Source organism: Corynebacterium sp., from assembly GCF_043426755.1.
Taxonomy (GTDB): domain Bacteria; phylum Actinomycetota; class Actinomycetes; order Mycobacteriales; family Mycobacteriaceae; genus Corynebacterium.
Window position 1 is genome coordinate 1 of sequence record NZ_JBHWRP010000027.1, and the last position, 21107, is coordinate 21107.

The 21107-nt window shown below is 60.7% G+C and carries 19 protein-coding genes; 16 read left to right on the plus strand and 3 right to left on the minus strand.

From position 1 onward, the window contains the following. The 3 genes from ACHFGA_RS02620 to ndk form a co-directional block, all read left to right on the plus strand. Nucleotides 1–467, plus strand: a 467-nt coding sequence (locus tag ACHFGA_RS02620) for a RimK family alpha-L-glutamate ligase (protein ID WP_394280891.1), incomplete at its 5' end; no start/stop codon positions are given. A 10-nt stretch (nt 468–477) separates the two neighbouring features. Next, nucleotides 478–786, plus strand: a complete 309-nt coding sequence (locus ACHFGA_RS02625; RefSeq protein ID WP_394280892.1) for a hypothetical protein — start codon at nt 478–480, stop codon at nt 784–786. 62 nt (nt 787–848) lie between these two features. Continuing rightward, the gene (gene ndk, locus ACHFGA_RS02630) at nt 849–1259 is read left to right on the plus strand and encodes a nucleoside-diphosphate kinase (protein ID WP_394280893.1); all 411 of its coding nucleotides are present in this window, start codon (nt 849–851) and stop codon (nt 1257–1259) included. 81 nt (nt 1260–1340) lie between these two features. Here ndk and ACHFGA_RS02635 read toward each other — a convergent pair whose 3' ends face one another. Further along, nucleotides 1341–1667 (minus strand): GNAT family N-acetyltransferase, encoded by a 327-nt coding sequence (locus tag ACHFGA_RS02635; RefSeq protein ID WP_394280894.1) that lies wholly within the window; start codon nt 1665–1667, stop codon nt 1341–1343. Nucleotides 1668–1941: 274 nt separating this feature from the next. Here ACHFGA_RS02635 and ACHFGA_RS02640 point away from each other — a divergent pair, with 274 nt between their 5' ends. From ACHFGA_RS02640 to ACHFGA_RS02670, 7 genes are all read left to right on the plus strand, one after another. Further along, nucleotides 1942–2514 (plus strand): TetR/AcrR family transcriptional regulator, encoded by a 573-nt coding sequence (locus tag ACHFGA_RS02640; protein WP_394280895.1) that lies wholly within the window; start codon nt 1942–1944, stop codon nt 2512–2514. Nucleotides 2515–2748: 234 nt separating this feature from the next. After that, nucleotides 2749–5862, plus strand: a complete 3114-nt coding sequence (locus ACHFGA_RS02645; RefSeq protein ID WP_394280896.1) for a translation initiation factor IF-2 N-terminal domain-containing protein — start codon at nt 2749–2751, stop codon at nt 5860–5862. Between the two features lie 170 nt (nt 5863–6032). Further along, complete coding sequence (gene rplU / locus ACHFGA_RS02650; RefSeq protein WP_018582132.1) at nt 6033–6338, plus strand: 50S ribosomal protein L21; 306 nt, start codon at nt 6033–6035, stop codon at nt 6336–6338. Nucleotides 6339–6369: 31 nt separating this feature from the next. Further along, on the plus strand, nt 6370–6648 hold the full coding sequence (gene rpmA / locus ACHFGA_RS02655; RefSeq protein WP_018582131.1) for a 50S ribosomal protein L27: 279 nt from the start codon (nt 6370–6372) through the stop codon (nt 6646–6648). A 131-nt stretch (nt 6649–6779) separates the two neighbouring features. Beyond that, nucleotides 6780–8300 carry a GTPase ObgE gene (obgE, locus tag ACHFGA_RS02660; protein WP_394280897.1) on the plus strand — a complete coding sequence of 507 codons (1521 nt, stop codon included), beginning with the start codon at nt 6780–6782 and terminating at the stop codon, nt 8298–8300. Nucleotides 8301–8323: 23 nt separating this feature from the next. After that, a complete protein-coding gene (gene proB / locus ACHFGA_RS02665) occupies nt 8324–9445 on the plus strand; it encodes a glutamate 5-kinase (protein ID WP_394280898.1) in 1122 nt (373 codons plus the stop codon). Nucleotides 9446–9462: 17 nt separating this feature from the next. Further along, nucleotides 9463–10371, plus strand: coding sequence for a D-isomer specific 2-hydroxyacid dehydrogenase family protein (locus ACHFGA_RS02670; RefSeq protein ID WP_394280899.1), 909 nt, complete (start codon nt 9463–9465; stop codon nt 10369–10371). Here ACHFGA_RS02670 and ACHFGA_RS02675 read toward each other — a convergent pair. Both ACHFGA_RS02675 and ACHFGA_RS02680 read right to left on the minus strand, forming a co-directional pair. Then, a complete protein-coding gene (locus ACHFGA_RS02675) occupies nt 10368–13709 on the minus strand; it encodes a UvrD-helicase domain-containing protein (protein ID WP_394280900.1) in 3342 nt (1113 codons plus the stop codon). The two genes, ACHFGA_RS02670 and ACHFGA_RS02675, sit on opposite strands and share 4 nt — an antisense overlap. Beyond that, nucleotides 13709–16513, minus strand: a complete 2805-nt coding sequence (locus ACHFGA_RS02680) for a PD-(D/E)XK nuclease family protein (protein ID WP_394280901.1) — start codon at nt 16511–16513, stop codon at nt 13709–13711. Before ACHFGA_RS02680 ends, ACHFGA_RS02675 begins: the two co-directional genes overlap by 1 nt. Nucleotides 16514–16604: 91 nt before the next feature. Between ACHFGA_RS02680 and ACHFGA_RS02685 the strand changes: the two genes are divergently transcribed. The 6 genes from ACHFGA_RS02685 to ACHFGA_RS02710 form a co-directional block, all read left to right on the plus strand. Continuing rightward, nucleotides 16605–17894, plus strand: a complete 1290-nt coding sequence (locus ACHFGA_RS02685) for a glutamate-5-semialdehyde dehydrogenase (protein ID WP_394280902.1) — start codon at nt 16605–16607, stop codon at nt 17892–17894. Between the two features lie 80 nt (nt 17895–17974). Continuing rightward, nucleotides 17975–18370 (plus strand): hypothetical protein, encoded by a 396-nt coding sequence (locus ACHFGA_RS02690; protein ID WP_394280903.1) that lies wholly within the window; start codon nt 17975–17977, stop codon nt 18368–18370. Nucleotides 18371–18395: 25 nt separating this feature from the next. Further along, the gene (nadD, locus tag ACHFGA_RS02695; RefSeq protein WP_394280904.1) at nt 18396–19064 is read left to right on the plus strand and encodes a nicotinate-nucleotide adenylyltransferase; all 669 of its coding nucleotides are present in this window, start codon (nt 18396–18398) and stop codon (nt 19062–19064) included. A 96-nt stretch (nt 19065–19160) separates the two neighbouring features. Continuing rightward, nucleotides 19161–19637, plus strand: coding sequence for a ribosome silencing factor (gene rsfS / locus ACHFGA_RS02700; RefSeq protein WP_394280905.1), 477 nt, complete (start codon nt 19161–19163; stop codon nt 19635–19637). 2 nt (nt 19638–19639) lie between these two features. Then, complete coding sequence (locus ACHFGA_RS02705) at nt 19640–20308, plus strand: histidine phosphatase family protein (RefSeq protein WP_394280906.1); 669 nt, start codon at nt 19640–19642, stop codon at nt 20306–20308. Nucleotide 20309: 1 nt separating this feature from the next. Continuing rightward, the coding region (locus tag ACHFGA_RS02710; RefSeq protein WP_394280907.1) for a DegV family protein at nt 20310–21107 on the plus strand (798 nt) is incomplete at its 3' end.

Sequence of the window (21107 nt, forward strand, 5' to 3'; positions counted from 1 at the left end):
GGCACACCAAGGCGCCACCCTTCGTCGTAAAGCCACGTGACGGGCACGGCGGTGAAGGAGTCGAAAGTGTCACGGACGCGAGGACTTTCGACGACGATAACCTCATCGTGCAAGAACTCGCCGACACACCAGGGGTGGACCTGCGCGTCTACCTGTTAGGTGGGCAGGTGCAGGCCGCGATGCTACGCACATCCGCCACCAGTTTTAAATCCAACTATTCGCTCGGGGGAGCAGCGCGCACATATTCGCTTCACGACGATGAACTGGCACGCTTGGGGGAGCTGATCAAAGCCGCGCCGATTCTTAGCCAGGGGTTGTGCGGGGTGGACTTCATTAGGCACCAGGGCAGGTGGGTGCTCAACGAGGTTGAGGATGTCGTCGGCATGCGGATGCTCTATCAACTGACGGAGCTGGATATCGTCGATAAGCACCTGCGTTACCTCACACAGGCCGGTGCCTTTCATTAGGGTTGTTGCTATGCGCGTGCTCTATTTCGTTCTTGCTACCGTGTTCACCCTGATCGCACTGGGCGCCAACTGGTTTGGTGGCCCGGGGTGGGTCCTGTGGGTGTCACTGATCGTGGCTGGTATTTTCCTCATCCTGGGCTTTATGAAAACTGCGGAAGAGAAGCCGCCCAAGGAATTCGTGCTGAGCGAGGAGCAGAAAGAAACGTTGCGCACTCTGAAAGCTGAGGGCAATGAATCCGGGGCGATCAGGCAGCTGTTGCTGTGGGATCGTTACGCCAGCAACGAAGATGCGCAGCGCATCGTGAGGGAACTGGACTGAATGGGTGCTGAAAGGCAGTCCAAAGTCTGCGCGCCTGCCAGTAGTTCGGTAGGGTATTCGGCATGACTGAACGTACACTGATTCTTATTAAGCCAGACGGCGTTGCTAACGGCCACGTCGGCGAAATCATCTCCCGCATCGAGCGCAAGGGCCTGAAGCTCGTCGAGATGGACCTGCGTACCGCAGACCGCGAGACCGCCGAAAAGCACTACGAAGAGCACAAGGACAAGCCATTCTTCGGCGAGCTCGTTGAGTTCATCACCTCCGCACCGCTGGTCGCTGGCATCGTCGAGGGCGAGCGCGCCATCGAGGCATGGCGTCAGCTGGCTGGTGGCACCGATCCAGTGTCTAAGGCCACCCCAGGCACCATCCGTGGTGACTTCGCTCTGACCGTTGGTGAGAACGTTGTTCACGGTTCCGACTCTCCTGAGTCCGCAGAGCGCGAGATCGCAATCTGGTTCCCGAATAAGTAGTTTCACCAGAGGAAAGCTCCTCCGCGGCTCTGAGTAAGGCTGCTGGAGGAGCTTTAATCTTTCGTTTTCGGGGTACGGGGTTTAGGGTGTGCGCCACTCGCCCTGGAAATCGTTCTTCTCCATCCACGAAGAGACGTAGGGACATTCCGCGATGATGGGCCAGCCGCGGGACGCGCTGTCTTCGGCAGCGACCTTGACGAGGACGCCGGCTAGTCCGCGGCCACCGTATTCTTTCTTGACGACGGTGTGTTTGAAATTACGCTCGGAACCTTCGTCGACGTACTCCAAGTAGCCGACGGGGGAGCTGTCGCCCTCGTAAGTGATGGTGTAACGGTGCGCGTCTTCGTCGTGCGCGATGTGGACGGGGCGTTGTGTTTTGTCAGCCTGCTCGCTGTGTTCAGTCGTCATAATGCTTTTCCTTTCGTCGTGTGACTCCACTATAGGTCTATAAACCCCTAGAAGATTCGTTTCACTTTTGCTGAACCGTTCGGTCTGAAAGCGGCGGGCATACACAGGGAATGTGGAGCTAACGTACAGATATAAATCTGCAGGTAGATCCATGTTTCTTGCGCAGGTGAGAAGTCTAAAAAACTTTTAATGTAATCAATTCGATTTTCCAAGGCAAAAGATATAAGTTTGATTGCATAAAAGGTATTGCCTGTAAGAGAAGGAGGCGGGGCAAGTGGCACAACGCGCCGAGCAAACACGCGCCATTCAGAAGCGTGAGGTAATTCTGCGGGCAGCAATCGAGATCCTGTTAAACGAAGGTCTGCGAGAGGTAACCCACCGTCAAGTCGCTGCTCGGGCTGGAGTGCCCGTCGGCTCCATTGGATACTATTACGTTAGTCGAGAAAAGCTCCTCGAGACATGCTTTACCGAACTAGCGAAGGTGCGTACGACGATCGCCACCGAGCAATTAGGGTTGGCGACCTCTGCAGATAGTGATGATCTGGTGGCTTGGCGTCTCGTCGAAAGCCTGACGCTTGGCAGCAGGAAGGACCTTCCGGGCTTGGTCGGCGCGCTCATCGACGGCTTGCGTGAGCCTGGGACGCTTCCGGCCCTGGTGATTGAGCTTTATACGGACGCAGTCGTAGAGGCCGAGAAAATTCTCAACGCCTCCAACGTATCCCTTGGCGCTGTCAATGATGTCGTTGATGCTGTTGTCGGCTCTGTCGTACGTGCTTCATTGGAGAGAAATGAGCAACATCCGTCGATCGTCGAAACGGTCGCGGCTGTGATCGCTCGGCACCGCTAGCGGGTCCGATCAACTATTTTTCGCGGGGTGTGCCACAATGGGGAGCAGCGCGCCGAGTGTGAGAACGTGCCACGAAACGGTGGCCGAGGCTTGGCGCGAGGATAAGCTTTGATACCCGCATACGTACCGTGAGGTGCACGTACTGTGTGGCGGCGGCGAACGGCGACGACAAGCTGTTGAACGCCAGCGCCCGGTACACGCACGTCGCGGCTTGAAAATAATAGGAGATCGGTCTTGGCTGAAAACAGCGACAATGTCGAGCAAAACGATAATTCCAACGCTAACGAAGCATCGTTTACCGAAAAGAAACCGGCACGGAAGGCTACAAAGAAGGGGCGCAAAGCCGCCCGAAAGGCCTCCACAGCGAAGAAATCATCGAAACGCGCTGAGAGTAAGAACACTGAGATGGCCTCTGGCAAAGAAACCGATCAGCCAGCCGCAGCAGAATCCGGCGCAATCCAGAACTTCGATCGCTCCCAGCTTCGTGACAAAACTCGCGTGTTCACGCTCGCGAAACAGCTCGGCTTGCCGTCCAAGGACCTCGTCATCGCTCTCAACGGAATGGGGCTTGTCAAGGTTGCCCAGTCCTCGTTGACTCGCGCTGAGGCGGAGCAAGTCCTCGACGTCCTGCAGGGAGCTGCGACAGATCCCTCTATCAGCACCACGGTGCCTGAGGACGTGGCAGCAGAGGCAGACGAGAAAATCCGCGACCGCGTGCGCAAGGACGTGGCCAACGAGATCAGTCAGATCGAAGACAAAGTAGACGCGGACCTAGCTTGGTCGGAACGCGATGAGCAGGAAGACCAGGAAGACTCTGAGGAGTCTGCTGAGTCTGACGACTCTGACGACTCGGAGGAGTCTACGGAGTCGGGAGCCTCTGAAGACGAGCCACTGGTGGAGGTGATCCCGGAGATCACACCGGCACCTGCGGAGGAGACCGCGGTGGAGGCACACGCCCCGATTTTCAAGGCTCCGTCGCGCTCTGATCGTCGTCGCGCACGCCGCACGAGCTCCAGCTCCGCGCCCAACGAGGACGCGCAGCCGGCGAAAAAGCAGCACAAGCGTGACGACGACACCCCTGAACAAGAACAAGAAGCTGAGGTCATTGAAGAGCCGGTCGCGATCAAGGGATCCTCACGCCTTGAGGCCCAGCGCCGCCGCCGCAGCGAAAAGCGAGCGGAGGGCCGCAAGCAATCGCGGATTGTTAGCCAGGCGGAGTTCTTGGCACGCCGGGAGTCGGTCGAGCGCACCATGATCGTGCGTGAGCGTGAACGACACGACCACCATGGTCGGATCACCCAGGTCGGCGTGCTGGAGGACGGGCTGCTCGTGGAGCATTTCGTCACCAGCGAGGAAAATACCTCGATGATCGGCAATATCTACCTTGGCCGCGTCCAGAACGTGCTGCCCAGCATGGAAGCCGCATTCATCGACATCGGCCAAGGCCGCAACGGCGTGCTCTATGCCGGTGAAGTGGACTGGAAAGCCGCCGGCTTGGGTGGGCGTTCGCGCCGCATCGAGAACGCGCTGAAATCAGGCGACCAAGTGCTGGTGCAGGTATCGAAGGACCCGATCGGGCACAAGGGTGCGCGTCTGACCACTCAGATTTCTCTGGCAGGCCGCTACCTCGTTTACGTGCCAGGTGGGCGAAGTGCAGGTATTTCGCGCAAGCTGCCTGCCCCTGAGCGTAAGCGTTTGAAGGAAATCCTGAACAACGTCGTTCCAGGAAAGGGTGGTGCGATCATCCGCACCGCGGCCGAAGGCGTTCCGGAAGAAGCCATCGCCGCGGACGTAAACCGCCTGCACACCCAGTGGGAAGCTATCCAGGGGCAGGCCGCCAAGGAGAAGTCCTCCAAGGGCGCCAAGCCTGTCACCCTGTATGAGGAACCAAACCTGCTGGTCAAGGTCGTGCGTGACCTATTCAATGAGGACTTCACTGAGTTAGTCGTCGATGGCGAGAGGTCCTGGAACATCGTTTACAACTATGTGTCCAAGGTCGCGCCAGATCTTGAAGACCGCCTAGTCAAGTTTGACCGCGACGAGCATGACGGCGCCGATGCTTTTGCAGAGCACCGTGTCGACGAACAACTGCAGAAGGCGCTGGGGCGCAAGGTGTGGCTGCCCTCGGGTGGCTCTTTGATCATCGATCGCACCGAAGCGATGACGGTGATCGACGTGAACACCGGCAAGTTCACCGGCTCTGGTGGATCTTTGGAAGAGACCGTTACCGCCAACAACCTGGAAGCGGCCGAAGAGATCGTGCGCCAGATGCGCCTGCGCGACATTGGCGGCATGATCATCGTCGACTTCATCGATATGATCTTGCCGGAGAACCAGGAGCTGGTTCTGCGTCGCCTGAAGGAAGCGCTGGGGCGCGACCGCACCCGTCACCAAGTCTCCGAGGTCACCTCCCTGGGCTTGGTGCAGATGACGCGCAAGCGCCTGGGCACTGGCCTCTTGGAGACGTTCTCGCACGAATGTGAGACCTGTGGCGGCCGCGGCTATATCTTGTCCGACGATCCGGTGGAGCACACGCACGACGAAGCGCCACGCCGTCGTCGTAAGCCTGCGCAAAAACCTGAGGACCACCCGGCTGCGAAGGCGATTCGTGGGCGTGACGACGAGGAATCGTCCGCTCCTAAGTCCACGAAGAAACGCGATGACCGTGAGCTCGAGGAGATTGCGGACTCTGTGATCGGCACCGTCTCCGATGATGAAGAGACCGGCAATGACACCGAGGAGCGCGAAGATAATGAACGCCGTTCCTCCCGCCGCCGCGGACGCCGGGGACGCGGACGGGGCCGAGGCAAGCAACAGGAGCAGAGTCGCGAGCGCCATTCTGACGGCCACGATGATTCTGGAGATCATGATGACCATGACGGTCATGACGGTTCTGAAGAGTTGGATGACTCTGCAGGAACCGTCGGTGAGGGCGAGAAGACTTTCGAAGAGGCGGTTGCTGAGTTCGACAAGTCGCCGCGACGTAAACGACGCACTCGCGGCAACTCCCGTTCGGACCACCGTCCACGCCGCGAAGACTACGAGCAGTCTGAGCCGGCTCAGAAGGAGAAGTCGGATCAACCGGCCCAGGATGAGAAGTCGGTTGAGGTGATCGTCGATAAGCGATCGGATGATAAGCCAGCCCGTTCGCGCCGGGGACGCCGTCGTGCAGTGCGCCGGGCCCGGACGTCAGGACAGTCAACTCAGTCTGGTCAGTCGACTCAGCCGAAGCAGTCCAAGCAATCGGCTGAGAAGAAGGAGTCGACGCCACGGCAGGACACCCAGAAGAAGTCCTCCTCGCGAGGGCGTGGGCGCCGTCGAGCGACGCGACGCAGCTCGCGGGCATAACTGCGGAGATGGCGGTTTGGAGTTTGGTCCCTTGACGGTGTAGTCTTTGACAGTCACTGTTTTGGGGCGCATTCTGCCCGCGAAACACGTTTATATCATTGTCCAATGGGGATACCTGCTAAAGAATGCGTGGCGGGGATCTCACGAGTATAGATAAGGGGTAACCCTCTATGTACGCGATCGTCAAGACCGGCGGCAAGCAGTACAAGGTTGCCGAAGGCGACCTCGTCAAGGTCGAGAAGATCGAGGGTGAGCCAGGCGACGCCGTGGCTCTCACCCCGGTTCTGCTTGTCGACGGTGCCAACGTCACCACCAAGGCAGATGACCTGGCTAAGGCCAACGTCGCTGCAGAGATCGTCGAGCACGGCAAGGGCCGTAAGATCGACATCATGAAGTACAAGAACAAGACTGGCTACAAGCGCCGTATCGGCCACCGTCAGCCACTGACTGTTCTGAAGATCACCGGCATCAAGTAAGCCGAGAACGTAATCTCAAAGGAGAAAAAACATGGCAACGAAGAAGGGCGCATCGTCCACTCAGAACGGTCGTGACTCCGAGGCAAAGCGTCTTGGCGTCAAGCGTTTCGGTGGCCAGCAGGTGAAGGCAGGCGAGATCCTCGTCCGTCAGCGCGGCACCAAGTTCCACCCAGGTGAGAACGTCGGCCGTGGCGGCGACGACACCCTGTTCGCACTGGCCGCTGGTTCCGTCCAGTTCGGCATCAAGCGCAACAAGCGTATCGTCAACATCGTTCCTGCTGAAGAGCAGGCCGCTGCTGCAACTGCTTAAGCGCGAGCTGAAGGCCTTATCGCCCATCCTCCTTGCTGAGGGTGGGCGATTTTTATTGCGGCCGCCCAGTTTTAACCGGGCAGCTCACCTGCTACTATCAGGCAAGATTTACCAGTAAGAAAGGCAGACACATGGCGCAATTTGTTGACCGCGCAGTCCTCCACCTGCAGGCGGGAGACGGCGGACACGGCTGTGTATCCGTCCACCGCGAAAAGTTCAAGCCTCTCGGCGGCCCCGACGGTGGCAACGGCGGCCATGGTGGCGACATCATCTTCGAGGTGTCTCCGCAGGTGCACACGCTGCTTGACTTCCAGTGGCGCCCCCATCTGCGCGCCTCACGTGGCGGCAACGGGGCCGGCGACCACCGCAACGGTGCCCGCGGCGAGGACCTCATCCTTGAGGTGCCCGTGGGAACAGTGGTGAAAACAGAACAGGGTGACACCCTGGCAGACCTTACCGTTCCAGGCACACGGTTCCTCGCTGCCGAGGGCGGCTATGGCGGCTTGGGCAACGCGGCGCTGGCCAACGCGCAGCGTAAAGCCCCGGGCTTTGCGCTGCAGGGTGAACCCGGCGAAGCGCTCGACCTCGTTCTGGAACTGAAGTCCATGGCCGATGTCGGCCTGGTGGGATTCCCATCGGCGGGCAAGTCCTCACTGATTTCCGTGCTCTCGGCCGCGAAGCCGAAGATCGCAGACTATCCGTTTACCACCTTGGAGCCGAACCTTGGCGTGGTGAACGTGGGGGATGACACCTTTACCATCGCGGACGTCCCCGGCCTGATCCCAGGGGCCAGCGTCGGCCGCGGGCTGGGCCTAGACTTCCTGCGCCACATCGAGCGCACCGCCGTGCTTGTGCACGTCGTGGACACTGCCTCGATTGAGCCGGGGCGTGACCCGCAGTCTGATATTGAAGCCCTCGAGGCAGAGCTGGACGCCTACGCGGAGGATCTCGAGCACGACACCGGCCTGGGCGATCTGCGGGAGCGCCCACGCGTCATCGTCCTGAACAAGGCCGACGTGCCGGAGGCCAAGGAGTTGGCTGAATTTGTCCTTGAGGACCTAGAGCAGCAGTTCGGCTGGCCGGCCCACATCATCTCCACCGCTACCCGCGCGGGCTTGGATGAGTTGAAATGGGCTCTGTGGGAGATCGTGAAGAAGGCGCGTCGGGAGCGTCCGAAGCCGGAGCAGGCGCCGGGCGCTACGACCGATGCGGCGACGGTGCTGCGCCCACAGGCCGTGGATAATCGTCACGGCGGTGGCATCGACGTGATGGAGGACCCGGAGCAGCCTGGGGCGTTCATCGTCACAGGTAAGAAGGCGCTGCGCTGGATTCAGCAGACCGATTTCGAAAACGACGAAGCGATTGGCTACTTGTCCGACCGCCTCAACCGTGCAGGGGTGGAAGACAAGCTGCGCAAGCTCGGCGCACGCGAGGGCGCGACGGTGACCATCGGAGAGATTTCCTTCGACTGGGAGCCGTCCCTGGCAGGCGATCCAACCCTGGCTGGTCGTGGCCGAGACGCCCGCTTGGAGACCACCACTCGAGCCTCTGCCGAGGAGCGCAAGCGTGCATCCCAGGCCCGCCGCGGCCTGATCGATGAATACGACTATGGCGAGGGCGAGGAGGCCGACCGCGAACGTTGGCAGGGCTAAGCAGTCTTATAGAATAAGAGGCTATGACCAGCCAGCAGCTTCGTGACCACCTCGCCACAGCAAAGCGCGTGGTGGTGAAAATCGGTAGCTCCTCGCTAGTGAATCCTGATTCGACGGTGAGCAGCGAGAAAATCGACCGCATCGTCGATGCCCTTGAGGCCCGCATGAAGCGCGGGTCGGACGTGATGGTCGTGTCCTCGGGCGCGATCGCCGCGGGCATGGAGCCGCTGGGGCTGAAGACGCGCCCGCAGGACTTGGCGACGAAGCAGGCCGCCGCCGCAGTGGGCCAGGTGCACTTGGCCCAGCAGTGGGGGAGGTCTTTCGCCCGCCACGGGCGCACCACTGGGCAGGTGCTGCTGACCGCGGCGGATGCCGGCCGGCGTGACCGGGCCCGCAACGCCCAGCGGACCATCGACAGGTTGCGCCAGTTGGGCACGGTACCCATCGTCAACGAGAACGACACGGTGGCCACATCCGAGATGCGTTTCGGCGATAATGACCGCCTCAGTGCGATCGTCGCTACGCTCACTGCAGCCGACGCGCTGGTGCTGCTGTCGGACGTGGACGGATTGTATGACCGCAATCCCTCCGAGCCGGGCGCCCGTTTCATCGACGAGGTGCGCACGGGGCATGATCTTGCTGACGTCGCCGCCGGCGATGGCGGCCGGCTGGGTACCGGCGGGATGGCCTCGAAGGTGTCGGCGGCTAGGCTTGCGGCGCGCGGCGGGGTGCCGGTGCTGCTTGCCTCCGCGGAGGAGATTGAACAGGCGCTTGCCGACGCTTCCGTGGGTACCGTTTTCCACACGCGCCCGGACAAGCGCTTAAGTGCCTGGAAGTTCTGGGCGCTGTATGCCGCCGATGCGGAAGGTGTGTTGCGTCTCGACGAGGGGGCGGTGAAAGCCGTGACCCGCGGTGGGACCAGCCTCTTGGCCGTGGGGATCACCGCTATTGAGGGCGATTTCCAGGCGGGAGACATCGTGGAAATTTTAGGCCCAGAAGGACAAAACGTGGGCCGCGGCGAGGTCGCCTATAGCGCGAACGTGTTGGTGGATATGCTGGGCAAACACACCGACGAATTGCCGGATGGACAGCGCCGGCCGGTGGTGCACGCGGATTACCTTTCCAACTACGCCACACGCCTGTAGTCGCTAGGGTAGGGGACATGAAGTTTACTTTTCTTGGTGACCCGTGGAAGAACGTAATAGACGAGGTGGAGGCCGCCGGCCACACCTACGTCGAGGACCTGTCAGAGGCCGAATTCTTGGTCTACCCCGGCGGGCGGCTGCCCGAGCTGCCCGAGAATATCAAGTGGGTGCAGTTCATCTACTCCGGCGTGGATGGCATCCTGCCCAAGATTAAGAAAAGCGGTGTGCGCTGGGCGAATGCCGCCGGCGTCTACGCGGCCCCAGTCGCGGAGGCTGCGCTGGCCTTGATGCTGTCTGTCATGCACCAGCACAAGGCCGCCACCATGTACCCGACGTTCCAGGTGCGCGCGGAACTGGACGCACGCACACAGTTGCTTGCCGACAATGAGACCACCGTGGTGATTTTGGGCGCGGGCGGAATCGGGACGCGCTTGATTGAAATGCTGCGCGGGTTCAACGTGAATGTGGTTGCTGTGAACCGTTCCGGCAACCCAGTAGAGGGCGCAGATCGCGTGGTGACTACGGAGCAGCTCGACGAGGTGTGGCCTGATGCCGACGTAGTAGTGAACCTGCTTCCGTTGACGGAGCAGACCAAGGGGCTCGTCGATAAGCAGGCGTTTGAAGCCATGCCTGACAATGCGATCTTGGTCAACGTGGGCCGCGGGCCAGTGGTGAATACTGATGATTTGGTCTGGGCACTACAAAACGGTGTGATCGCGGGCGCGGGTTTGGACGTGACTGATCCAGAGCCACTGCCCGATGATCACCCGCTGTGGTCCATGTCGAATTGCCAGATCACTCCGCATATCGCGACGACGTGGACGACGGCACCGAAGTTCATTGCACCGTGCATCATCGCCAACGCCAACGCTTTTGAAGCCGGCGAGACGATGCCCACCGAGGTGGACACCGACGCGGGCTACTAAGAGAGCTGGAGCGTGCGCACCTCCACCTGGTCGCCTCGGACAAAGAGCAGCTCGAGGCGCACAATCTTCCACTGGCTGCCCAGCAGGTGGGCGTAGAGTTGCAGCTGGGTGAAGTACTCGTCGACAAGTTTCGCGGACGCGTAGGCGTCGGTCTTGTAGTCGGCGATCACCCAGCCGCCGGCATCCTCATCGAAGTAGAGCAGGTCGATGATGCCGTCGACGGCGACGGAGCCCATCTTGGAGATCACGGGGATCTCGCGGTGGTGCCTGCCGGCAAACGCGCCTTGCACGATCGGGTGGGCAGCCAAGGCGCGGGCGGCGCGGGCAGCGGTGGGGATCAACTCTTGGTCCAGATCATGGATCCCGGCCAAGTTGGCTGCCTCGGAATCCACCTGCGCATCATCGGTGTAGGTATCCATCAGATCGTGCACAACGGTGCCGAAGACGGAACCGTAGCCGGTGTTGTCACCGACCACGTCCAAGCCTGGCTGGTTCGCGGCGCGCAGCCAGCCGTTGTCGGTGGCCAGGGTGCGCAGTGCTGTTGCAGTCTCGTTTTCTTGGTCTGCATGAGCGATCGCGGTGGCGGTAAGTTTCCCTTCGGCGGTACGAACGCGGGAGCGGTACTCCTTGCTTTCGTTGAATTTCTCTTCGATGGCCTCGAGGTCCGGCTTCTTGACTACTGGTTGTCGGATCGTTACTTCGGCATCTCCGAACTCGGCAGGTGTGGTCACGTTGATGTAGTCGGACTCGGGAGGCAGGACCGAACCGTCTGTGTCAAGCGGGGCGACCACGTCGGCGAATGGCTTGCCCTTCGTTTTTCTGTAGGCTTTGCCTCCCTTGATACGCTTCAGCTCGAGTGGCACCACCAACGCGTGCTCTGCACGTGTTGCCGCAACATAGTGGCGGCGGACGGCCTCGGCTTCGTCGGCACGCTTATCGTAGTGTTCAAAGTCCTCGTAACCAGGGGTGAAGATCTCTTTGAACTTGAATTCGATAGCGCGGGTCACCGGGTGGAAGCCCAGCGGACTAACCAGCGCCCTGTCGTCGCCCGCTAGGCCACCAAGAATCACTACGGGAAATTCGCGTCCCTTGGAGGCGTGGACAGTCATCACCCGGACGGCGTCGGAGCCGTCGTCGAGGACGGGATCGGCTGCGCCATCGCGGTCAGTGGCCTGTTCCAGCGTCCAGCGTAGGAAAGAATTGAGCCCAGCATTGGTCTCATCCGAAAACACCTCCGCATCGTGGATGACCCGCTGGACGCGACGAATTCCCATCTCATCACCAGTGGCCGCCAGATCCGGAATCACACCCAGCTTCTCCACAACATTGCGTACGGTGTCACCCACGTCCGCCCGTTTCGCCTCCTTCTGCAGTGCGTGGAGTTTGCCCATAGCGATAGTGTGCGGGTGGTCGTCGGCAAGCGTTAGGCCCTCGAAACGAGCCTGGGCAGCCTCGGCGAGGACCTCATCGCTGAGGCCGAATGATGGAGTGCGCACCGCCACAGTGGTGGCCATGAGATTGGCAGGGTCGGCGATAGCGCGCAGGATTGAGGTGAGGTTCTCAATCTCAGGAGCGGCGTAGACCTTCTGAGAGGTCTCCGTCCTCGCCGGGATTTCATCTTTAGTGAGTTTTTCCGCGACGGCCAATGCGTCAGCGTGAACTGGTACAAGGACTGCAATGTCATTCAGCGCCACCGGCTCGCCGGTGATCTCTCCGGCGTGGGCGCGACGTACCGCTGCAGCGATATCGTTGAGTTCAGCCTTTTTGAAATCGGCGGTGTCCAGACCCTGGTCGGCTTCATCGTACGGCCTGCACAGGAACTCGACATGGCCTGGTTTCTCCGAGAAAGCGTCCATTGTGACATAGGAGACGGCCCTCGGCTCCCCTTGCGCGGGGTTTGTTTCCTTGAGGTTGTCGAACATGCCCGCAAACAGGGAGTTGATCGCACCAACGACGTCGTGGCGGGACCGGAAGTTTGCCGTGAGCTTCAAAACGTTGCCCTCGTCCTCCGCTTTTTCGCGTGCGGTGAGGTACGTGTCCAAGTCGGCGCGGCGGAACCGGTAGATCGATTGCTTCGGGTCACCCACTGTGAAGAGATGGCCGGGTTGATCAGCGACGATCTTATCGACGATCTCTAGCTGGGCTGGGTCCGTGTCCTGGAACTCGTCGATCGCGACCATGCGGAAATGCTGTGACAGAGCATCGCACACTTCAGGCTTTTCGACGAGGCGGGCCGCTAGGTAGATCATGTCGTGGTATTCCAACTCGCCAGAGCGGCGCCGCTTGTCCGCGTCGCGCAGGGTCAGTGCAGCAATCAGGCGGCGGAGCACAGCAGCGTAGTAGGACAGGGGCCCACGGGCCCGCTGCGACCACTGCTTAATATGCTCCTTGTAGCGGTCTCTGATTTCTATTGTGGGTTTGTCCCAGTTGCCACCGGCCCCGAGATTGCCAGGCTTCGTGAAGGGCTCCACGTCCGCGCCGATGATGGTCTCTTCAGGGTGGTGAGTCATGCTTTCGACGTAGTTGATCGCCGGCAATATTATTTTCTGGTACAACTTGTCAGATTCGTTGGTACACAGCGCCGCAATTGCGCGCAGATCTGCGAGCACCTCGTGGACGTATGCCTTATCCATCACCTGCTTTTCCGGCAGTGCACCGCCGGAAGCAGGATTACTTGCGTCAGTGGATAGTTCACCCCAGTGCTCGTCCATGAACAGGGCGATGTCTTCAATATTTTTGGTGCTCATCCCCGCTGCCAGGAGTCCGTCGATGGCTTCGGCCACCACCGTGGGCTCTACGCCGATATCGAGGGCGCGGATCTCCTCTGCCATGCCCTCCGGGTCAGTCACCACCTGGTCAATAAAGGTCAGGGTGGATTCTGCACGCAGCACAGCATTAAAGGAGGCAGCAAGGTCGCTCGACTTCCGCACCGTGGGCGGTACACCTACCTCCAGCGGGTACATTGAGATCAACCGCAAACAGAATGAGTGCAGCGTCTCAATCGCAGCTCCGGGCAGGTCGCCGAGAGCACGCCTAGCACGATCGCGTGCGTCCGCTGCTGTGAATTCACGATGGGCGCCGGGCACCTCTAACTGCCCGGTCTGTTCCACCTCGGTCAGAGCCGCGCGTAAACGGTTGACCAGCTCTTCAGCGGCTTTCTCCGTGAATGTGATGGCGGCGAGCTTGCTGAGCGGAACGTCTTCGTCGATCAGTAAAGTAATCAAACGCTGCACCAAAAGGAAAGTCTTGCCTGAGCCCGCGCCAGCTTCGACGAAGTAGGAGGTGTCGGTGTCATAGGTGATCTTGTCGCGGAGAGCTTGGTCTGCAGGGATAGTCATTAGTTGTCCTCCTGGATGTCCGAGTCGAGCTGATCAGTGCCGCTGCCGGCAATGGCCTGAGCGGTCGTGTTCGTGCCGTGAGGTCCACGAAGAATGGTTGTGTCCTCGAAACCGAAGAGGTGTTTTTCCTTCTGGAAGGTCGGTGGGAAGTGTCCCTGCACGATGCTGCTGTAGGTGTTCTGCAGGAAGCTACGCAGCTCTTCGGTCGTGGCGTCGTCGTTGCGTATCTCTACTTCGGGGTTTTCATTGTCACGGAACATCCAATACCGCGATGTCACGGTGACCGGCGCGCCGGGAGTCGCGAACTTGGCGAGGATCTCAGCTAGACCTGAAAGCGGTGCCTGTTCGCTGTTCTCGATGGATGCTTGCGCTGCTGCGCCGTAGATGGCTAGCTGGATCGCGTAGCCACCCTCGCCCTTTTCATGGTCTTTTGGTTCTCCAACCGGGCTGTTTTTAAGTTTGTCAGCGAAGTCCTTACCCTTGCCAGACTTATAGTCGGTAACACGCAAGTGGAGGCCGCCGGCCTCGTCGACACGCACGTCCACTCGGTCAATCGCACCGCGGAGCTGAACCTCGCTGTGCGTGCCATGTTCAGGCGAAATTGCCACACGTACTGGGGGATGGGAGGCTCCAGCATCATCGCTGGCGCCGAAGACGGTTTCCGCACCCACCGCGATCCACCCATCGGCGATATCTGCCATTTCGCGATCGAACCAGCGCGCAACATTGGCCTGGACGTCCTGGGTAAAGGACTCCCACGTAGTGGCGGAGTAGCGTTCGTCACGGGTACCTAGGTGCGTATCGACGATCCGATCAAGTACCGCGCGTGCCTCTTCCTGATCCGGGATCGTGCCGATCTTGTCTCCCAACCGCACCTCATTAGTCCAGTCCTCAAAGATGCGGTGGTAGATTGTGCCTCGCTCTCGCGGCGACACCTGGCTGGCGGGCGCTGGGTCCTCCAACATAGGCGAGCGCAGCAGGTAGCGGAAGAAGAACAGCTGGGGGTCCTCGGTGTACAGCTCGAGTGCGGAAGATGAGACAGGCTGATCAAACCACTTTGCGGCAAGCGTGCTGTCAATAAACCCGTTCCACTCGTTGCGCGCACCTTCCTTACGGGCCTGAGTGACCTCGACGAACTCAGTCGGCGGCTGATCCGTGGCATTGGTGATGCGTTCCAGCCCCTGGTCGGTCAGCGGCACCAGAGTGCTGCGATCGAAGCGGGGATAATCTTCTACCTTGTCGGGAAGGTAAGGCAGGATCCAACCGGAAGGCTCACCCGTGAGGGACCCATCGATCGCGCTGCGGGCAAAAGAAATCTCCACGGCGTCCGCCGAGCGCAGTGCCGCCTCCCACAAGGCGCGGGTGTGTTCGTTGTACCAGGTGGCGTCGCGACCAGACTGCTGTTCGGTGATCGCAGGATCGAAAGAAAATGAGCCCGGCAGGGCTGCGTCCGAAGCGCCAATGATGTAGAGGTAGCGCAACTTCTTTCCGACGATGTCCTCGAGGCTGCCGACGATCATCTCTCCCTGCTGCGTCACCTCCTGTGGGGACGTCCACATGTCTGTGAGCAACTCCACGACCATCGCCTGGGTTGGTGCGGGAAGTTCGCCTTCGAAGGAGGCCAAGGAGTCTACGGTGTCCAGAATGAGGTCCGCGCTCGCAGCTATATCCAACCTCAAAAACTTCATCACCAGGGCGCGGAGCCGCGTTGCCACATCTGTCCACGTGCGCGCGCCCCACACTCCACGCAGTCCGGCCTGCAGTTCGTTGCGCCACTGCAGAACGGTCGCGTCATCGTCGTCGGCAAGCTCAATGTCCCAATCCCCACCGGAGTCGATGGGCATGTCGCGGTCACGGGTAAACCGGTTGAAGTCATGCGCCGAGGGCGAGTTTGCCATGAGCCCGCTTTCCAGCAGCTCAGACAGAGCGCGCCGCGGGGTAGTGTGCGCATCCAGCGACACCAAGCGCAAGACGGTTCGAACAGCGGGATCCTGCGCCCACGTGGTCACCGCCGGAACGCGGGCGGGAAATACTGCATATTGGCTGATCCGCACCAGCTCTGGAAGATAATCGGCCGACGGGGTCACCACGGCTACATCGCCGGCCGCTAAGGTCTCGTCGTCAAGCGCGTGCTTAGCGATCTTGGACAGCACAGCTTCGATTTCTTCCTGCGGGTCCAGGTACGTCATCGTCTGTGGGGCGGGCTGCACACGCACAGTGACATCGGCCGGGATGGGGGAGAGCGCGGCGAAAAGCGCTTCTTCCAGTGGGTCCGCCGGAATCACGCCAGCACTGATAAATGCGCGCTCCTGGCTTGCCCGTGCGGCTACTTCAAAAGCCTCGGCCCAGGTGTAGTGGTCATCGCGCGTACGCTGTTCCACCAGCTCCGCGATGCGCGCGGCCTCGCGTGGCAATTCCCCGGTACCCACCTGGGTGCGCGCCTCTGGCTGCAGCCGCAGCAAGCGCCCCACGATGGTGCTTAACGACGAGCGCGTCACCGTTTCCGTATGAATCCCATGTTCGCGGAAGGCGGAATCCTCGTCGAGAAGGATGCGCGTCACTTCCGTCATGATCCGGCGCCGCGGCAGCGGGCTACGCGGAGCCAACGCGCGGGCGGACTCACGGATATATCCGTCGAGCGTCACCACGTTGACATCGACATAAGGTCCGGTTTCCGCAAGGGCGACCACCACATCGTTGCGCGCGTGGGGACCACACAACACGGTGATCGGACGCGAGGCGTCGTCGGCACGCGCTTGGGAAATGGCGGCCTGGAGGGAAAGGGCAGGTGTGTGCGCTGTCATGTGAAACACCATAAAACATGAACCAGACATCTGTCCGAGGATCGCTTCGAACAGGTGTATAAGCAGCGGGAACGCGCTAGGATGATGTGCCATGAGCACCCAGACTGAACAAGCCCGCGCCGCCGAGCGCGACCAGGTCCTGTCCAAAGCCCGCGCTGCAAAGCAGGTAGCACCCCTCCTCGCGACCCTGCCGACCAGCGCAAAGGACGCCCTGCTGCGTGATGCCGCCGATGAGCTGATTGCGCGTGCCGACGACATTCTGGCCGCCAACCAGGAAGATATTGATGGCGGCCGGGCCAACGGGATGGCGGAGTCTCTCATCGACCGCTTAGCGCTGGATACGGGACGTATCGAAGGAATCGCCGGCGGGTTGCGTCAGGTAGCGGACCTTAAAGACCCAGTGGGCGTGGTCCTTCAAGGGGGTGTGATGGCCAACGGCATCCAAATGAAGCAGGTGCGCGTGCCGCTGGGCGTGATGGGCATGGTGTATGAAGCCCGCCCCAATGTCACGGTGGACGCTTTCGGCTTGGCGATCAAGTCTGGCAACGTGGCCTTGTTGCGGGGCTCGTCGACTGCTGAGCACTCGAACGCGAAGCTGGTGCAGATCCTGCAGGAGGTCGCGCAGCGCCACGATCTGCCGGGTGAGATCGTGCAGCTGCTGCCCTGTGAGTCGCACGATTCCGTGCAGGATCTGATCACCGCGCGTGGGCTTGTGGACGTGGTGATTCCCCGCGGCTCTGCGCGCCTGATCAACGCCGTGGTCACCGGGGCTACCGTGCCGACCATTGAGACCGGCACCGGCAACTGCCACTTCTACGTGGACAAGGATGCGGACTTAGACCAAGCGATTGAGATGCTGGTCAATGGGAAGACGCGCCGGGTCAGCGTGTGCAACGCCACCGAGACTGTGCTGTTGGACGCATCGCTTGCCGACGAAGACAAGGCCCGTGTGCTGGGCGCGCTCCAGGAGGCTGGTGTGACCGTCCATGGCGAGAAGGCCGAATTAGAGGCGCTGGGTGTCAGCGAAATCGTGCAGGCGGAGGAAGCGGATTGGGCTGATGAATACCTGTCCATGGATATCGCGGCGGCCGTGGTCGATGGGGTGGACGGGGCCATCGCGCATATCGCGCAGTGGAGCTCTGGGCATACCGACGCTATTGCCTCGCTAAATGCTTATACCCTGCAGAAGTTTGCTAATGAGGTGGACTCTGCTGCGGTGATGCTTAATGCGTCCACAGCATTCACCGACGGTGAACAATATGGCATGGGCGCGGAAATCGGCATCTCCACCCAAAAGCTGCACGCGCGCGGCCCAATGGCGCTTCCAGAACTGACCAGCACGAAGTGGATTCTGGAGGGGACTGGGCAGACGCGTCCTTAAGTGGCAGAAAACATTGCCGGTTTGCTGTCGTATCAGCTATCCTTAAGGGAATTACATACCGACTAAGAGGAAGAGTCCACATGCTTAAGATCACTCGTGTTTCCCTCGCTGCCGCAACCGCCGCAACCATTGCTCTGTCCGGTGCCTCTGTAGCTTCGGCAGACCAGGCTGATAACCCATTCGGGTCGTCGGTCACCAGCTCCGAGTACCAGATTGACGAAAACGGCGACCGCACCCTGGTGCGTGAGAACACCAAGACTCGTAAGGCACCACAGGCCCTGGCCGATGCGTGGGGCAGCATGCAAAACGCGGGTCAGTCGTCGACAAGCAGCACCTTGGCCGCGGCAGACTCCTCCTCAGAGGTCCCGGCGTGGGTAATTCCCGTCGCTGGTGTGCTCGGCGCGGTGGCCATGCTCGTGGCCGTTCTGAACTTCCTGGTTCCCGCGTGGAGCATCGATGTGGTTCCGCTAATCTAGCTGCGCGACGCTAGACTGTGAATCCATGACGACACCCGAATCCCAGGCGCCGTGCAGCGATCCAACACAGTCATCATCGGGCGGCCGCCGCATTGGGGTGATGGGTGGAACGTTCGATCCGATCCACCACGGCCACCTCGTCGCGGCTAGTGAGGTGGCGGACCGTTTCGCCCTCGACGAAGTGGTTTTCGTGCCGACGGGCGAGCCGTGGCAGAAAGCGGACCGGAAGGTGTCTGACTCTGAAGCCCGCTACCTGATGACGGTGATCGCCACCGCGTCGAACCCGCGTTTCACCGTCTCGCGGGTGGATATTGACAGGCCAGGGCCCACCTACACCATCGATACGCTGCGGGATCTCGCCAAGATCTATCCTGACGACAAGCTTTTCTTTATTACCGGGGCTGATGCGTTAGCTTCGATCCTGTCGTGGCGGGACTGGCAACAGATGTTCGACGTGGCGGAATTCGTCGGTGTGACCCGGCCCGGCTATGAGCTCACCGAAGACATGCTGCCGGATGTCAACCAGGACAAAGTGCACCTGATCGACGTGCCGGCCATGGCGATCTCCTCGACGGACTGCCGCGAGCGCTCCGCCACAGGCCGCCCCGTGTGGTACCTGGTGCCGGATGGGGTGGTGCAGTTCATCGCCAAGCATAAGCTCTACGCGCCACAGGCATGCCTCGGAGAGGCATAAGATGAGGCATGAGTAGCAAAAAGTGGCGCTATCGTGGGAGACTAGAATCTAATTATCTCAAGCACATGAATTGCAAAAGTAAAGGAACGTGCCCATTTGACTGCTACTGAAGAGTCCCGCAATAAAGCGATCATCGCCGCACAGGCGGCCGATGAAAAGCTTGGCAAGGATATCGCCGTCATCGACGTCAGCGATGTGATGGCGATCGCTGACATTTTCGTCGTCGTATCCGGCGAAAATGAGCGCCAGGTGCGCGCGATTGTCGACGAGATCGACGAAAAGATGTCCGACGCAGGCTTTGAGCCGAAGCGCCGCGAAGGCAACCGCGAATTCCGTTGGGTGCTGCTTGATTATGGCCTCGCTGTCGTCCACGTGCAGCGCACCACCGAGCGTGATTTCTACGGCTTGGACCGCCTCTACGCGGATTGCCCACGCATCGAGGTGGAGGGTGTAGAGACCGCCCCGGCCCCCGGCAAGTGGGCCGATGATAGTAATGTGCGCGAGATCGAGGACATCGAAGACCTGCCCTTGGCTGGTGAAGAGCCCACCGACGAGGACGAAAGCTACTACTGATCATGTCCCGTCGACTAATCATGTTGCGCCACGGCCAAACCGAGTACAACGCCACGAAGCGGATGCAGGGCCAGCTGGATACCCGCCTGTCCGCGGTTGGCGTGGACCAGGCGCGCGCCGCTGCGCTTCAGGTGAAGGATTTGGGCGTGGTGCGCGTGATTTCGTCGGACTTGATGCGTGCGAAAGATACCGCGGAGATCGTCGCCGCCTCCCTCGATTTGCCTGTTGAAGAGGATGCGCGCCTGCGTGAGACGCACTTGGGCGAGTGGCAGGGGCTCACGCACGAAGAGGTGGACCAGGCCTTCGTCGGCAAGCGTGCTGCGTGGCGGCATCGGCCGGACTGGGCTCCGCCGGGTGGGGAATCGCGGCTGGAGGTTGCGGCCCGGGTGCGTTCGCTTATCGACGAGTTGATGCACTCTTTTGAGGGCTGGGAAAATCGCACGGTGCTGCTGGTTGCTCATGGTGGTGCGATCGCTGCTGTGACCTGTCACCTTCTGGGGTTGGAGGCGCACCAATATCCGCTGCTGTCGGGGTTGAAGAACACGAATTTCTCGGTACTGACGGCCCGGCCGCGGTTTAACCCGGAGGCTCCGGCGCTGGATTTCACGCCTGAGACGGTCGGCGAGGCCCAGTGGTATTTGGACGCCTGGAACCAAGGACTTGGGAGCTAGCATGACTGTTCGCATCGTGACTGATTCTTCCTCCGGGCTGCCGCAGCATATCATTGATGAGCTGGACATCAAGGTCGTTGACCTGCACGTGATGGAAGATGAGGGGGAGCAGTCCACCGCTGGTTTGTCCGCGTTAGAACTGGCTGCCACCTATGCCCGTCAGCTGGAGCGCGGCGGCGACGATGGGGTAGTGGCGCTGCACCTGTCGAAGGCGCTGTCCTCGACATGGTCGTCGGCAGTGGCGGCTGCCGCCGTGTTTGATGGTGCGGTGCGCGTGGTTGATTCCGACGAAGTGGGCATGGCGGTGGGCGCGGCCGCGATGGCTGCCGCCACCGTGGCGAACGAGGGCGCGAACTTGGATGAATGCGAGCGCGTCGCGGAAGATACTCTGGCGCGTTCGCAGACCTGGGTTTATTTGCACCAGCTGGATGAGCTGCGTAAATCGGGCCGCTTGTCGACGACCACCGCGATGCTCTCGGCTGCATTATTGGCCACCAAGCCGATCATGCACGTGCGCGAGGGAAAGTTGGAACTAGCCGGCAAGACGCGCACCCAAACCAAGGCATTTACGAAGCTTGTGGAGTTTGTCCAGGAAGAAGCCGAAGGAAAGCCAGCGTTCGTTGCTGTGCAGCACGCGGCAGCCGATGAATCCGCTGAACTGCTCGAAGACATGCTCAACGAAGTGCTGGCGGAAGGCTCCACCGTGATGGTGACGGAACTGACGGACGTGCTGCGCGTCCACACCGGAGACGGCGCGATTGGTCTGTCGGCGGTGTTCGCGGAGCCTGTGCCTGTGGAT